Source organism: Furfurilactobacillus siliginis (assembly GCF_001437435.1).
Lineage (GTDB): Bacteria > Bacillota > Bacilli > Lactobacillales > Lactobacillaceae > Furfurilactobacillus > Furfurilactobacillus siliginis.
This window is the reverse complement of sequence record NZ_JQCB01000016.1, coordinates 2,273-17,964: the sequence shown is the minus strand read 5'-3', so window position 1 is coordinate 17,964 and position 15,692 is coordinate 2,273. Positions and strand designations below refer to the sequence as shown.

Sequence of the window (15,692 nt, the reverse complement as noted above, 5' to 3'; positions counted from 1 at the left end):
CAGTGACGGCGGGAAACTAGCCTGCCGGGAGTGAAGGGCTGCGAAGAATTCGCAAAGTCCGCAATGGCAAGGCACGCTAGTTTCCCGCCTGCGAACGCAGTGAGCTCACTGTTACCCTGTTTTTCCGGAGACACTGCCCCGTAACATCAAAGCAAAACAAAAACCACAGCCGCCTGTTGAAAGCAGCTGTGGTTTAGCAAACAACTACAATTTTTCGATGATCGCTTGGATATTGCGTAACGTTGACTTGCGGCCTAACAATTCCATTGATTCTGGTAATTGTGGACCATGCATTTCGTGCGTTGACGCAATCCGTAGTGGCATGTACAACGCACGCCCACGAATCTTAGTTTCTTTCTGGATAGCCTTGATGGTTGCCTGAATCTGATAAGCATCAAAGACAGGTAACTTCTTAGCACGCGTAACAAATTCTTCCAACACAGTCTTAGCAGTGTCAGCAGCTAATTCTTCCTTAGCCTCGTCAGTGATTTCGGCTGGTTCTTGGAAGAAGACATCCTTACTCATATCCACGATTTGTGCCGTATAAGACATCTGTTGCTTGTAAAGGCTGACAAGTTTGCGAACCCATTCCAAATGTAACTGGTTCGGATCCTTTTCAACTAAGCCAGCATTGATCAATTCGCGCAGACTACTATCGAAGATTTCATCTTCCGGCGCAGCTTTGACATATTGGTTGTTAATCCATTCCAATTTCTTACCGTCAAACTTCGCTGGTGATTTAGACAAACGACTTTCATCGAACATCTTGATCAATTCCTGTTGGGTGAAGATTTCATTTTCACCAACTGGTGACCAACCAAGTAACGTAATGAAGTTGAGCATTGCATCAGGCAAATAGCCTAACTCACGATATTGTTCGATGAATTGCAACACGGTTTCATCACGTTTAGATAATTTCTTACCTGTTTCCGTGTTGATGATCAACGTCATGTGCCCAAAGATTGGTGCATCCCAACCAAGTGCTTCGTAAATCATCAATTGCTTTGGCGTGTTCGCAATGTGGTCATCCCCACGTAAGACGTGACTGATTTCCATCATGTGGTCATCTACAACGACGGCAAAGTTATACGTTGGCATGCCATCGCGCTTTTGAATAACCCAGTCACCACCGATGGTATCGGAGTTGATCGTGATATTACCTTTAACGATGTCATCCCATTGATATTCACGATTCTTGGGTACACGGAAGCGCACAACAGGTTCTAAACCATCTGCCTCAGCCTTTTCCTGTGCAGCCTTGATTTCGTCGGCAGACATACCTTCATATTCATAAACATAGTGAGGCGCTTCTTTGTTAGCCTTTTGTTGTTCACGGTCGGCAGCCAACTCATCCTCAGTCCGGTAAGACTTGTAAGCTAAACCTTGATCCAATAAATCTTGGATTAACTTAACGTAAATGTCTTTCCGTTCTGATTGACGATAAGGGCCAAAGTCGCCAGGCTTGTCAGGACCTTCGTCCCAGTCAATTCCCAACCACTTTAGATTATCAAGCTGACTTTTTTCACCGTCAGCCACGTTCCGTTTCGTATCTGTGTCTTCAATCCGAATCACAAACGTACCTTTGTTATGACGAGCAAACAGGTAGTTAAACAATGCGGTCCGTGCATTTCCGATGTGCAGGTGTCCAGTTGGTGATGGTGCGTACCGGACCCGAACTTTATTCTTGGCCAAAATCAGCGCCTCTTTCTGAGAAAAATTTGATGTGTATACATACAATATTACCGTTTTGTCGGTTTTTTTTCAATTAAGGCTAAAAAGCAAAAGGTCTGAAACATAATTGCTCATGCTTCAGACCTTTACTAAACCTCATAAATTATTGATAACTAGCCAACAGCAACTGCACGTTTGAGGTAGTTATAAGTTGTTTCAAAAGTACTACCTGATAACCAGTATTGTTGTCCAGTCGTCCATGGCCATGGATCAACAATGTGATAAGAACCATTGCTATAACCATCAACACAAACAACGTGCAAGTTACGAGGCGTTGTTCCCCACCAATAACTTGTCCAATTTGGTTGAACAAATTTAGCAGTAACCCAAACAACCAATGGCTGTCCGGCCTTTAAATATTCTTTTAGTTCTTGAACATTTGACCCACTAATATCACTAACGTTGGCAAATCGTGAACCCCACTTTGCAACTGCAGGTGGATAAATCGTATCAACTGCATAGTTGTCGTATACGTATGGATTCCCTTCAAAACCAGTATTAGGATCGCCGTTTGTAGAATAAGGCATTGTCTTTAGGAACTGTGCCAAATTAGTGTTGGTTAAAATACCTTTGGCATGAAATGCTTCAAGCAATGAGGCTGCTTCACAACCTTCAGGTGCACCCCAACCAACTTGGCTGATGGCAGGTGCATTCAAGTAAGCGGAGGTTGCCCAAGCACCAGAGCCTGAAAGGTAATACCACGTACCAGTGTTATCTTTTACCCAGCCAGTCGCCATTTGACCACCCCAAGTAAAGTAATAATACGTGCCATTAATCTTTGTCCACTGGTAATTTGACATACCTTTCCAATAATCGACCCAATACCATGAGCCAGCATCTTTTACCCAGCCGGTCGCCATAGCACCACCCTTGTAGAAGTAGTACCACTGGTTGTTATCCTTAGCCCAACCATTTTCCGCAGCACCCCAATTACCTAAATAATATAAGTTGCCTGAATCATGTAGCCAGCCAGAAGCCATGCCACCCCAGTTTTGGAAATAGTACCAATTACCCAGCTTTGACCAGCCGTAGTGGTACATTCCCCAATTTCCAAGGTAATACCAATTAGAATTATCCTTCAACCAGCCGGTCTTCATGTCGCCGCCCCAGTTGAAGTAATACCAATTATCAAACTTCGCCCAACCTGTATGTACCATGCCCCAATCGGTCATGTAGTAATACTGATTGTTATCTTTAAACCACTGATTCGCTAATGTCCCGTCAGCCTTGGTGTAGTACCAAGTACCATTGTCCTTAAACCAGCCGTTGACTAAGCTATCCTTTTGATAATAAGTCCATTGATTATTATCATTTTTAACCCAGCCGTTTTTTTCTGGTGCTTTTGCAACTGGATATTCTGCTATAAATCCATTGTCAGCTGCAGTTTTCGCAGCATCTTTTTGTTTATCTACACCAGATGTTTGCTGATTTTTATCCGCATCAGCTTTTACTGAACTGTTGTCAATGCTACTTGCTGCTGAACTACTTTGCGTCGTTGCAGGTTTTTGTACTGACGATGAGCTTTCAGTCGTAGCACTAGAACTGCTTTGACTAGTAACTGATGATGACTCCGCACTAGACGTTGTCTTCGTTTGACTGCTTTCCTGTTGTGCTGAAGCAGATGTACTTTGAACAGCCTTTATAGAACTGCTAACTGCACTAGATGCTGTCTGTGCATCAGCATGGCCTGTAACCGCCGGAATTCCAAGCAGCATGGCAACAAGCCCTGCCGCAAGTAATCCCTTCGACTTCACGATTGAATTCACGATTTGCCCCCGTTTATAAAATCATTAGTTAAATCCTACACAAATATAGTAGCATCTTAACCATGTCTCAACAACACGTAATTTCAATGGCGTCGAAGTCAATTTTATTCCCGAAATATAAAAAAGAGCCAGAAGACAAAGCTGTTCTTGTCTTCTGGCTCTTAATCTATTCATAAAGACAGCGTCCTAAAAGCACTATCCAGCGCAAGTCGCAAACGATTTTTTAAACTACTTTCGCTTTTTAGAATCTGGCTTACCCTTAGATTTAGTATCGTCTTTCTTAGATGACACCGCTTCTACATCAGCGTCTTGGTTAATTCCGCGTGTCGAATGCGTTGGCTTCGCAAAAATCATGCGCCCAGCATCCGTCTGCAGTGCACTAGTGACCGTGACATCAATGTGATCATTGATAAAGTAACGCCCATCTTCAACAACGACCATCGTCCCATCGTCAAGGTAAGCAACCCCTTGCTGACGTTCGGTCCCATTTTTCACGACCATTACGTTCATCTGTTCACCTGGAATCACACGTGGCTTCAGTGATTTGGTCAACGCATTGATATTCATGATTTGCACATTTTGAAATTGGCTGACTTTGTTTAGGTTATAGTCATTTGTCACGACCACGGCCTGCATCTGTTTCGCCAATTCAATCAGTTTGTCATCAACTTCTGGGATGTCTTCGAAGTCGCCTTCATACATCTCAATCGGAATCACCTTATCCGTCTGCAACTTGTTTAAGATATCTAAGCCGCGACGACCACGAACACGTTTGATGCTATCACTGGAATCGGCGATATATTGCAGTTCGTGCAGGACAAAGTTTGGTACCAACAGCGTGCCTTCCAGAAAACCAGTTTTAATGATGTCGTAAATGCGACCATCAATCAAAATATTAGTATCCAAAATTTTGTAATGATGGTAATTAGGCTCACCTTCATCCAAAATTTCACCAGTTTCTGACGTTCGCTTCGTGCCACGCCGAAAACCAAGTGAGAACAAGCGGCGCCATTCATCCGTGCGGGTGGTTCCTAAGCGAAAGCCCAGGTACCCCAACAGTAGCATCAACGTAATTGGCACAATTGTATTCGTTAAAAACATTTGCGTGCGGAAAAAGACAGTGGAAATCAAAATGGCAAACATCAATCCGACAATGGTTCCTAAGCTACCAAATAACAGGTAGATGGGGCTTTGCTTGGAAAGATATTTTTCCAATCGATTAACCAACTTCTCAACGTATCCGACTAACAGAAACGAAATTAAATACAGAATAATTGCACCAAGCACAAAGTTAGTCAAAAAGTTGTTCAGTAGATGGCTCGTTTCCAATCCTGTTAGTTGCCATACCAATGGCATAAAACGATAGCCGGCACCAGCACCTACTAATGCAAACAACGCTTGAATGACAAGTTTTTTGGTTATTTTCATGTAAGTTCACCTCCTTTCAATGTAACTTTTGGCTCATTAGTTCAACGCCAGCTTCAACGCTTGCCCGATGGTCGTCACCCCAACCACATCAATATCCGTTTGTGGATTCCAGCCTTGTAAGTTGTTCTTTGGCACAAAAATCCGTTTAAAACCTAGCTTACGTGCCTCGTCGACCCGTTGTTCGATCCGGTTCACACGCCGAATCTCTCCAGTCAACCCAACTTCACCGACGAAACTATCGCTAGGATTCGTTTCTTTGTCGCGATAACTTGATGCAATCGCGACGGCAATTGCTAAGTCAATCGCTGGTTCATCAAGCCTTACGCCACCAGCTGCCTTTAAATAAGCATCCTGATTTTGTAACATCAAGTTCGCCCGTTTTTCCAGCACCGCCATGATCAGTGATACCCGATTACGATCAAGTCCTTGTGATGTTCGCTGAGCGTTTCCGAAAACAGATGGCGTCACTAACGCCTGGACTTCTACCAAAATTGGTCGCGTACCTTCCATTGAGACAACAATTGCTGAACCAGTCGCGTCCTTCAGCCGTTCCTCTAGGAAAATTTCCGACGGATTAGCAACTTCACTCAAACCATCTTCACGCATTTCAAAGATACCGAGTTCGTTCGTTGACCCAAACCGATTTTTCACCGCGCGTAAAATACGGTACGTATGATGCAAATCACCCTCAAAGTACAACACTGTGTCGACCATGTGTTCCAAGATCTTTGGCCCTGCGATAGCACCGCCCTTGGTAACATGACCCACGATAAAAATCGTAATTTGATTCGTCTTCGCAATCTGCATCAACTCTGCCGTCACTTCACGAATCTGTGAAACGGATCCAACCGCTGACGTAATGTCTGGTTCTTGCATTGTTTGCACGGAGTCAATAATGACAAATGCAGGGTCGAGTTCGGTAATTTGATCACGAATGTTACCCATATCTGTTTCAGGGTATAAATAAAAGTCACCGCCACCAACGCCTAGCCGATCAGCCCGCATCTTAATTTGTGTGGCACTTTCTTCACCGGATACATAAAGCACCCGGCCACCGGTTTCATTCAGTTGCCCAGACACTTGCGTTAACAGCGTCGATTTCCCGATTCCGGGATCCCCACCAATTAATACCAGTGATCCAGGAACCACTCCGCCACCTAGCACACGATTAAATTCCTGTAGGTTCGTCTTAACACGGGGAACTTCTTTTAAACTAACATCTTTGATCAATTCTGCCTTAGCCGTTTGTCCGGTAAAGCTCACGCGGGCTTTACGGTTAGGCGTATCATCGACCATTTTTTCTTCGACTAATGTATTCCACTCACCACAGTTAGGACAGCGTCCCAGATAACGAGGTGATGAATAGCCACAGTTTTGACACACGAACTGTGTTTTTGGTTTTGCCACGTTATACCTCTATTTTTCTTTGTTTGACCAATATTAACCAATAGATAAATTTAGTGTACCACAGCTGGTCAGGGACACAATTATTTCTGTTGTCATTTGAAAATTCTTAAGGGTTTACTGAACACCTGAAGAACCAAAACCACCATTTCGCTTGGCCGTTGGTGCCGTTTCGTTATCCGCCGTTAGGTATGGGACAAACATTGCTTGGGCGATTCGGTCACCTTTCTTAATGGTAAGTGGACGCAAGCCATAATTGATCAGCTGAACAAATAGTTCCCCGTCGTTACCTTCATTACCATAATAGTCAGCGTCGATCACACCGATACCGTTTGGCAGTACTAGGCGGCGCTTGAGTGGACCAGATGAGCGGTTCACTAATAGTAAGACCTCGTTAGGTTGCATATATGCCTTAATACCAGTTGGCACCAGAACTGGTTTCAAAGCCTTATCTGCCGCGGTGTGCAACTTTTCGTCCAATGTCTGATCACTAAATAGGCTATGCAAAGCACTCAGAAAATGATGGTGCCAAATTGACGGCACGATGAAATCTTCAGAGGCAGCCAAATCATATCCTGCTGCCTGCTGTGTTTGCCGTTTGGGGAGTGGTAAATCCGTGTCAGCAAATCGTTTCACCACTTCAAATCCACGTAGCTTTGTCATTTATGTCCTCCATGTTAAATCGCAGTTATGTTCCTACATATTATAGTAAACCCCATCGCCGTTTGATAGTGGGAGGTAACTAGCACGCCGGCAAAGTTTTTTTACCAGCTCTGCTTTTATGCTACTATATTATGTGAAACATTTTGATTAAAGGGAGAATGACAATGGACTTCACGCGTCAAGATCAGCGTTTATTTGCAATGCAAGATGCACGATTAATTGCTGAAGTGACTTTTCCTGTGGTCGATGACACGACTTGGGTTGTTGAACATATCTGGGTCGACCACGCACTTGACCAACCTGCAATTGCACACGAACTGCTTGATGCAGTCTGCACGTTAGCAACTGCTGAACAAAAACAGTTGCTTGCACTTGATCCGTTTGCCCGGCGTCATTTACCTGCAGCAATCAGAAAACCAGTTTAAACATAAGGAGTAAGAAAACATGGCAATGACACAAGATGAATTAAAACAGCAAGTTGGCCAACGCGCCGTTGATTTTATTGAAGACGGCATGGTCGTCGGCTTAGGAACTGGCTCCACGGTTAAATACATGGTTGACGCACTGGGCAAGCGCGTCGCAGAAGAAGGGATTCATGTCATTGGCGTCCCAACCTCTGACCGAACACGTGAACAAGCAAAAAGTTTAAACATCCCCGTCAAGGATGTTGATGACGTTGACCACATTGACTTAACCATCGATGGTGCCGACGAAATCAGTGATGATTTCCAAGGTATCAAGGGTGGCGGCGCAGCTCATTTATGGGAAAAAATCGTTGCAACAAACTCCACAAAGAACATGTGGATCGTTGATGAAAGCAAATTATCACATAAGCTAGGGAGTTTCCCCTTACCTCTTGAAGTGATTCCTTACGGCTCCAGTCAAGTTCTTAAAAAGTTGGCGGCCAAAGGTTACAACCCCACAATGCGGATGCGTGATGGCAAACACGTTTTAACTGATTCACAAAACTATGTCATCGACTTACATTTAAACGAAATCGATCATCCCCATGAATTAGCCGCCGAATTGATCCAAATGGTCGGCGTTGTCGAACAAGGCTTGTTCCTAGACTTAGTTAACACCGTCATTGTGGGTCGCCCAGATGGCCCAGAAGTACTAAAAGGCAGAGAGTGAACTGACCTGTTCTGAATCCGAGCAAGAACAAGGAATCCCGTTATGGACGTTTTTGGTTCATAGCGGGATTTCAGGTTCTGCGCAGCGATTCAAGGTCGGTGAACTCGTTTTCGGCAGAGAGTAAACCAGCCCGGTTAAGACTCGAGCAATTGCAGGTGCGGTGGTAGTGGCTTTAGCCACGGATGGCGGACAGGCAATGCACAGAGTCTTGGGTTGGTGAACTCGTTTCCGCTATATAAAAGAAAAGCCCCACAAAAAAAGGTTCCGTCACACATCGACCAAATCAATGTGCAACGGAACCTTTTCATTTACACTCATTAAATCTTTGAATTGCTCAAGAATCGTACTCGTTGCAGCTTGGGTGCCCAAGCCACATACAAGTATTCAGCAACCTGCAACCATGCGTATGCCAACAAAACAGCACCTAATGTATCAGTTGGGAAATGTGCCTGTAAGTAAACACGGCTAAGCATAACCAATATTACCCAAATGCATAAAATCGTCTGGATCAACAACCGACGCGTTTTGTTTTGCATTACAGGCAGTACAACTAAGAATAAAATTGCCACAACCATAAATGTTCCTAACACGTGTCCAGATGGGAAACTAAATCCATCATCTGATGCCATATGGCCGGCAGGACGCGCACGACCAACGATCTTTTTAATCACAGCGCCTAAGACGTTACCACCAAAGCCATAACCCAATGCCCACAGCGCAGGAATCTTGTACTTAAATCCCCACAGTAAAACGGCAATAATCACCATGTACACCAGATCCAACGTCGGACTGGCCAATTTTGTAATCAATGAAAAGATAATTGTCCAAAAAGGACTGTCACTATGAATCTTGTTAACCAATTCTGAATCAATAATTGATAAAATCTGTGACTGACGCATTGCCAGTACCGCTAAAAACAAAAACAGAATGGTCATCACGGTCAAAATAATGCCACGACCGCGTTCTTTTTCAATTAACATTTAATTATGTGCCTCCACTAAAGGTATGTATTTTCCAATGTGAACAAGCGAAAGGTTTAACACAGTCGCGTTCAACGCAAAATTATAGCACAGCACCGCTAGGACATGCGGTTTTTCTCGATGATTTTAATCGTCCTTAACCCCTTAATACTTTCTTAAGTATTTAAGCTGACTTTAAGGGCAGCATAATTTAATTCCTCTGAAAACGCTTATCATCAGCACAGCAACAATGTTCGTGCTATTCTTATTTCATCAAATAAAAGGAAGTGTCCGCATGACACAAGTTATCATCATGCTCGTTGTCGGGTTGGCTGCTGGAATTCTCGGCGCCATCCTCGGCCTTGGTGGTGGAATTATCATCACCCCAGTTTTAACGCTGGCAATGGGAATCGACATTAAATATGCGATCGGTGCAAGTATTATCGCCGTCATCGCCACCAGCTCTGGTGCGACCATCGCCTACCTTCGCGACAATGTTTTAAATTTACGAGTGGCGATGTTTCTAGAGATCTTTACCACTCTAGGCGCGATTTTAGGCGCTGTATTAAATGGTATTTTAAGTCCCGTCGTTTTATACGTTACATTCGGTGTCTTGCTCTTATACTCTGGCTACAACATGATTCGTAAGCTGCGTTCCGGGACTGAAGTGTTACATCGGGCAACTCCCGACGCACTAGCTGAAAAACTAGAATTAAACAGTTCTTACTATGATAAAGCCGCTGGCAAGACCGTTGATTATCAAGTTGAACGTGTCCCTGCAGGCGCAACCGTTATGTTTGGTGCCGGAATTGCAAGTGGTTTACTTGGTATCGGTTCTGGGGCTTTTAAAGTCATGGCGCTAGATACGTTCATGAAGATGCCGCTCAAACCTTCTACTTCAACCAGTAATTTGATGATGGGTGTCACCGCCGCTGCCTCAGCGACCGTTTACTTCTTTAACGGGTCAATCCAGCCACTGATTGCCGTCCCATTAGCCTTAGGAATTCTAGTGGGGGCAACGGTTGGGTCGCGTATCATGCAACGACTCCCCGCTCGCTGGATTCGAATTATTTTCGTTCCCATCATTTTCTATATCGGGCTACAAATGTTGCTTAAAGGATTCGGGGTGAACATCTAATGTCTGAAAATAATCCAGAACTGGAAAAGATTTCTAAAGAAATGGCTCAAGTTGAGATTATGATTGGTCAAATCCTTAGAATAGGTGTCATAGTTTCGGCCGTTATCATGTTGGTCGGTTTCATTACTTATGGTGTTCAAGGGACAACTGGGTTTGCACACAACGGTTTTCCCACAACGATCACTGCCATTATTACCGGGTTAGGAACCTTTAAAGCAGGTTCTGTTATGATGCTCGGACTATTCTGCCTGATTTTAACGCCCGTTTTGCGTGTAATTGTTTCTATTTATGCGTTTTACGTTGAGAAAGATCACTTGTACGTCTGGATTACTACGGCCGTCCTTGTTATCCTTTTAATTGCCTTATTTATCGGACATAGCTAACTCGGAGGACCTCCATGAACAACAATGATAATAATTCCCGTGTGAATCGCTTTGATAACCGCACGAATGGGAACCACTTGAATAACGGCTCAGCTTCAAACGCGGTCAACGGTGAATCAACACCACCGCCATCGCGTCACCGTCATCCAATTCGCAACACTTTCTTTGCGATTCTGGGTGTAATTCTCATCGTTGGTGGTGCTTTCGGTGCGAAGCTATACAGCAATTTAAAAAATTCTAGTAACGTCATGTTTGATTCTGTTAATGGCGGAAAAGCTCGTAACGTTAGCCAAGTCATCAAAGATGGTAAACCCATTTCGATTTTGTTAATGGGAACCGACGTGGGTGCACTAGGCCGTGATTCAAAAGCATGGGGCGGTGGTCGTACTGATTCAATGATGCTTGTGACCGTTAATCCTAAAAAGAAAACAACCACAATGATCAGTATTCCACGTGACTCACTGGTTGCAATCCCAGGACACGAAGAAAACTTCCCTAGCAAAATCAACGCGGCTTATTATTATGGTCAAACGAAATCTGCTATCGCGACCACGGAAAAAATGTTTAACGTGCCCATTGATTTCTACGCCTTGTTGAACATGAGTGGTTTAGAGCAAGTGATCAATAAAGTCGGCGGTGTCGACATTGTGCCACCACTTACCTTCACGTACGAAAACCAACATTTCACTAAGGGTAAGGAAATTCACGTGAATGGTGAACAAGCACTTAAATTCACACGGATGCGTTATCAAGATCCTGAAAGTGACTACGGTCGGACATTACGTCAACGGATTGTCATTTCTGCATTACTCAAAAAGAGCGCCAACTTATCAAGTTTATTGAATGAAGATTTTCTGAATTCTATTGCCAGTCAATCACGGACCGACTTTACGTTTGGTGACATGATTACACTTGCTAACCAATATCGTCCCGCTACTAAACATGTTGTTTCCGACCATGTTCAAGGGGTCAGTGACGACATTGCTGGACAAAGTTTCGAAGTCCTGACACAAACGGAAAAACAACGTGTTACTAACAAGGTTCGTCATCAACTGGAACTGGGTAAATCCAAAACCGGAAAACGCTTTGGTGGAACCGTTCCTGCCAGCTTGATTGCCTATGCACCAGCTGCTGACTTTGGTGAAACACCAGACACCGCTTCTACCTGGGGTCAGGATACAAACACCGCGTCTCAGTATGCTAAGACGCATAAAGGATCCGACAACAACCTGGATCCTAACTACGGTGCTGACAACACTGATGCTACCAAGAAGACAACTGGTGATACTGCCAACGCAACCGGCTCAGATGCCAATAATACTGGTGGTTACACCGGTTATGGTTATTAAGCCTACTACCGCTTCTTTCTAAACCACTTTCAAATAGCGACCGTCGATCATCCGACTTACTTTTACAGTAACTTGGACAATTGGCGGTCGCTATTTCGTTTACGCTTTTAATCAATAAATCGGTTTTCATACCACTAGCGACATTTCCCGTTTTGAATTGCTTTTTTCCAGTCGTCAGTGGTTAAATGATAGACAAGTTTATAAATATATTTATTAAGGAGCTGCCATGTCAGTTACAGATTTCGTTAATCAATATGGGGTCGATCGTCGTCATACCAACTCGTTAAAGTGGGATGCACTAGATGAACGTTTTGGTGATGCCACGCTGACGCCACTGTGGGTCGCCGACATGGAGTTTCGTGAGCCTGCCAGCGTGACCGACGCAATCATTGAACGTGTTCGCCACGGTGTCTTTGGGTATGCCATCGATGACCCAGCCTACTTCGATGCGTTTAATAACTGGCAACAGACTCGTCACAATCTCTCTTTAGAGCGTCGCTGGCTCACCTTTGATAATGGTGTTGTCAATTCGTTATACACCATCGTCAACACCTTCACGAAGCCAGATGATGCGGTTATGGTCCTAACACCCGTTTACTATCCTTTTAAAAACGCCGTTACTGACAATCATCGGACCCTCATTACTAGTGAACTCAAGCATGACCAAGACACCTTCACCATCGATTTTGCCGATGTTGAAGCAAAGATCGTGGCAAATGATGTACGCGTATTAATTCACTGTTCACCACATAATCCAATCGGTCGCATCTGGACTCCTAAGGAACTCGAACAACTCCTGTCAATTTGTGCCCGTCATAATGTCTTAGTCGTCAGTGATGAGATTCACCAAGACTTTGAAATTGGCGATTGCAAGTTTGTGTCAGCCTTAACCGTTGCCGATGGTCGTTACAATGACCATCTGATCGTGTTAAACGCCCCTTCTAAGTCCTTTAACATGGCCACCCTTCTTAACTCACACGTCATCATTCCTAATGCAACGCTGCAAACCCAGTTTTTAGCTGGGCAGAAGTGTTTTAATCAAGTGGAATTAAGTGTACTTGGTCAAACGGCTGGCGAAGCTGCTTACCGCACTGCCGGTGACTGGTTTGATGAGCTTGTCGCTGTCATTCGTAGCAACTACCAGTATGTCCGCGACGAATTAGCAGTCAAAGCACCTGCAGTGCATGTTGCAAATCTCGAAGGCACTTATTTATTGTGGTTAGATTTACGATCGGTTGTCGATCCCACGACCATTCATGAATTTGTGCAAAATAAAGTTGGCTTAGCCGTTGATTACGGCGAATGGTTCAGTGACGAGGATCAGGGCTGCATTCGCCTCAACCTTGCGACCAAGCCAGAATTTGTTCATGCCGCTGTCCAACAGTTATTAACAGCATTGGTTCATTAAAAATAGAGTTTAGGACAAGATGATTTTTTATCCTAAACTCTATTTTTGATTTACGAACTTAAATGGTGAAAACGTAATTGAATTCGTGCTAATAATTCAGCCAGCAGAAATCCTAATGCAATCATCCCCGCAACAGTTACCACTTGGCCCAAATACATCAAGGCGACATCCACATGATTCATCACTAAGTTTCGCACCACCTGATACGCTTGTCCGCCGGGAACCAGCGGTACTAGACTCGGAATATTGAACAAAATCATTGGCATGTGCTTTCGCCTAGCAGCAACATTGCTTAAAACACCAATCACCAGTCCAGCCATCAACATTGCCAAGCCCAATTGCGCCATACTGGGTTGTTGTTGCTGATGAAACCCAATAAAGCCTTTATACACTAACCAACCTGCCAGGCCAATCCAGCCGGCGACAGTCAACGCGCGTCGCGGAATATTTAAAATGACACCAAAGCCAACTGTTGCCAGATACGCTAATATTGCTTCTAACAAAATGTTTAACATGACCCACTCCCTATCGCAGACTAACCATGATGGCAATGCCTAAGCCAATTGCACAGACTGACAAAATTGCTTCCACCGCGCGCGCCGGACCACTCAGGTAGTTACCAGCCATCGTATCGCGAAAGGCGTTCATCAGCGGTACTCCAGGCACGAGTGGCATTAGGGCACCAATGATAACGGCATCCCCTGCCAATCGTGATAACGCCAACCAAGCAACACCTGCGTCAGCGATGGCACCTATCACTAAGGCCGCTAAAAACTCACTTAAGAAACGGATCTGCAGCTCATGGTTAATCAGATAAAAAACACCATAGCCGGTTGCCCCCGCCAGCGCCGTCAAAAGTACAACTAGCCATTGATGAAGTCCAGTGAATGCAAGCATCAGCGTTACGCTTACAACCACTGCCGCAATTAGCTGTAACCAAAATGGAAAGGTCGGCACAGCTACTTTGACCTGGCGTAATTGTTGATAAAATGTTGGGACGTCGATTTCATCACTCGCAAACTGCCGTGATAACGTGTTTACTTGATCGACTTTTTCTAAATCTAACGTACGACTATGTACTGGGCGAACCTGTGTTGCAGTCCCATCTGGCAATGACATGGTGATCCCGGTCAATAGTACAAACACGTTTGCATTAGCATAGCCTTCATTCGTACTGATTCGCATCATCGTATCTTCTACGCGCGCAATCTCGGCACCGTTCTCCAACAAGATTTCACCAGCCAGTAACGCTGTGTTCATAACTAACTCAGTCTCTTCCATGTCACTGCGTCCCCTTTTTAATATGCAATGAGTAAAAATCGGTACCCAAATCTCCAAAGGAGACTCAGATACCGATTTTCGATCATTGCTGATCGGATTAATTAGCTAATAATTAGTCTTTAACGACGTTAGTAGCTTGTGGGCCGCGGTCACTATCTTCAACATCGAAAGTTACGCCTTGGCCTTCTTCAAGAGTCTTGAAGCCGTCGCCTTGGATAGCTGAGAAGTGAACGAAAACATCGTCGCCACTTTCGCGAGTAACGAAACCAAAGCCCTTGTCGGCGTTAAACCATTTAACAGTACCGTGTTCTGACATGTGTAATGTCCTCCTGTTGCGTTTTGCACGCAGTCTTTAAGTGTGTTGTAAATTGGAACTGGTGCAAATGGAGACTATCATCATTCACATGAAACAAGCAAGCCATCTTTTCCCGAACCAAACTACGATTGTTATTGTATCATATCGACCGCTTTATTTACCATAACTTATGTTGCAAATGCATAACTATTTTATAACCGGCTTGTAAAGCATCTTTGCTTTACACCAGTGGTAGAATGAAACTAACTACTATATGGAGGCGCTAACATGACAGATACATTGATGTCCGTTAGTGAACTCGATGAGACTGCACGAACAACAGCATTAACCGGGTTCGCCAACTTTTACATTACTCTTTGGCGAAATAACAACTTGGAATTACTTTCCGAGTACGATCGCCAAGAAGGCTTTATTCAAAATATTAACCGTGAACTAGCGGCGAACCGTTTCTTCACACCTGAAGAAGAACTATCAGCCAGTGTCACCTTTAATCAAAGTGACTACATGCACTTAATCGACGAAATCGATATGCAGTTTCACTTAACTGGCAATCCCGAAACAAGCTGGACGAGTTGGTACGATAACCAGTTTGCAAGCTTGGCTAAATCATAAAAGAAGCAGCAGTACGTTGAAGTGATAGCTAAAATCAAAAGGCGTGTTGAGGACATGATAATTATGTCCCCAACACGCCTTTTTGATTTATGAACTTAAATAGCGAACACGTGGACCAAC

Annotated in this window: 16 protein-coding genes; 7 read left to right on the top strand and 9 right to left on the bottom strand. The window is 44.2% G+C overall.

What is annotated here, in order from left to right; translation table 11 throughout:
- Positions 1-204: 204 nt before the first annotated feature.
- From gltX to IV55_RS08900, 5 genes are all read right to left on the bottom strand, one after another.
- A complete protein-coding gene (gltX, locus tag IV55_RS08920; protein WP_057811413.1) occupies positions 205-1,692 on the bottom strand; it encodes a glutamate--tRNA ligase in 1,488 nt (495 codons plus the stop codon).
- Positions 1,693-1,844: 152 nt separating this feature from the next.
- The gene (locus IV55_RS08915; protein WP_057811411.1) at positions 1,845-3,497 is read right to left on the bottom strand and encodes a C39 family peptidase; all 1,653 of its coding nucleotides are present in this window, start codon (positions 3,495-3,497) and stop codon (positions 1,845-1,847) included.
- 228 nt (positions 3,498-3,725) lie between these two features.
- Positions 3,726-4,925: a PIN/TRAM domain-containing protein gene (locus tag IV55_RS08910; protein ID WP_057811409.1), complete on the bottom strand. Its 1,200-nt coding sequence runs from the start codon at positions 4,923-4,925 to the stop codon at positions 3,726-3,728.
- A gap of 36 nt (positions 4,926-4,961) precedes the next feature.
- Positions 4,962-6,332 carry a DNA repair protein RadA gene (gene radA / locus IV55_RS08905; protein WP_057811407.1) on the bottom strand — a complete coding sequence of 457 codons (1,371 nt, stop codon included), beginning with the start codon at positions 6,330-6,332 and terminating at the stop codon, positions 4,962-4,964.
- Between the two features lie 114 nt (positions 6,333-6,446).
- Entirely contained in the window at positions 6,447-6,992 is a 546-nt protein-coding gene (locus tag IV55_RS08900; RefSeq protein ID WP_057811405.1) for a dCTP deaminase/dUTPase family protein, read from the bottom strand.
- Between the two features lie 164 nt (positions 6,993-7,156).
- On the opposite strand from IV55_RS08900, the gene IV55_RS08895 reads away from it, so the two are divergent.
- Positions 7,157-7,417, top strand: coding sequence for a hypothetical protein (locus IV55_RS08895; RefSeq protein WP_057811403.1), 261 nt, complete (start codon positions 7,157-7,159; stop codon positions 7,415-7,417).
- Between the two features lie 25 nt (positions 7,418-7,442).
- Complete coding sequence (gene rpiA, locus IV55_RS08890) at positions 7,443-8,126, top strand: ribose-5-phosphate isomerase RpiA (protein WP_057811443.1); 684 nt, start codon at positions 7,443-7,445, stop codon at positions 8,124-8,126.
- 317 nt (positions 8,127-8,443) lie between these two features.
- Here rpiA and IV55_RS08885 read toward each other — a convergent pair whose 3' ends face one another.
- Positions 8,444-9,106, bottom strand: a complete 663-nt coding sequence (locus IV55_RS08885) for a phosphatase PAP2 family protein (protein ID WP_057811401.1) — start codon at positions 9,104-9,106, stop codon at positions 8,444-8,446.
- Between the two features lie 274 nt (positions 9,107-9,380).
- Between IV55_RS08885 and IV55_RS08880 the strand changes: the two genes are divergently transcribed.
- From IV55_RS08880 to IV55_RS08865, 4 genes are all read left to right on the top strand, one after another.
- Positions 9,381-10,223 (top strand): sulfite exporter TauE/SafE family protein, encoded by an 843-nt coding sequence (locus IV55_RS08880; protein WP_057811399.1) that lies wholly within the window; start codon positions 9,381-9,383, stop codon positions 10,221-10,223.
- Positions 10,223-10,606 (top strand): DUF1634 domain-containing protein, encoded by a 384-nt coding sequence (locus IV55_RS08875; protein WP_057811397.1) that lies wholly within the window; start codon positions 10,223-10,225, stop codon positions 10,604-10,606. The genes IV55_RS08880 and IV55_RS08875 overlap by 1 nt, the downstream gene beginning before the upstream one ends.
- Positions 10,607-10,620: 14 nt before the next feature.
- Positions 10,621-11,955, top strand: coding sequence for an LCP family glycopolymer transferase (locus IV55_RS08870; protein ID WP_057811395.1), 1,335 nt, complete (start codon positions 10,621-10,623; stop codon positions 11,953-11,955).
- A gap of 226 nt (positions 11,956-12,181) precedes the next feature.
- The gene (locus IV55_RS08865) at positions 12,182-13,363 is read left to right on the top strand and encodes a MalY/PatB family protein (RefSeq protein ID WP_057811393.1); all 1,182 of its coding nucleotides are present in this window, start codon (positions 12,182-12,184) and stop codon (positions 13,361-13,363) included.
- Between the two features lie 50 nt (positions 13,364-13,413).
- Here the strand turns inward: IV55_RS08865 and IV55_RS08860 are convergent, their stop codons facing one another.
- The 3 genes from IV55_RS08860 to IV55_RS08850 form a co-directional block, all read right to left on the bottom strand.
- Positions 13,414-13,878, bottom strand: coding sequence for a threonine/serine exporter family protein (locus tag IV55_RS08860; protein WP_057811391.1), 465 nt, complete (start codon positions 13,876-13,878; stop codon positions 13,414-13,416).
- 10 nt (positions 13,879-13,888) lie between these two features.
- On the bottom strand, positions 13,889-14,644 hold the full coding sequence (locus IV55_RS08855) for a threonine/serine exporter family protein (protein WP_057811388.1): 756 nt from the start codon (positions 14,642-14,644) through the stop codon (positions 13,889-13,891).
- A 112-nt stretch (positions 14,645-14,756) separates the two neighbouring features.
- Entirely contained in the window at positions 14,757-14,960 is a 204-nt protein-coding gene (locus tag IV55_RS08850) for a cold-shock protein (protein WP_057811387.1), read from the bottom strand.
- 267 nt (positions 14,961-15,227) lie between these two features.
- Here IV55_RS08850 and IV55_RS08845 point away from each other — a divergent pair, with 267 nt between their 5' ends.
- On the top strand, positions 15,228-15,572 hold the full coding sequence (locus IV55_RS08845; RefSeq protein ID WP_057811385.1) for a hypothetical protein: 345 nt from the start codon (positions 15,228-15,230) through the stop codon (positions 15,570-15,572).
- The last annotated feature ends 120 nt before the right edge of the window (positions 15,573-15,692 follow it).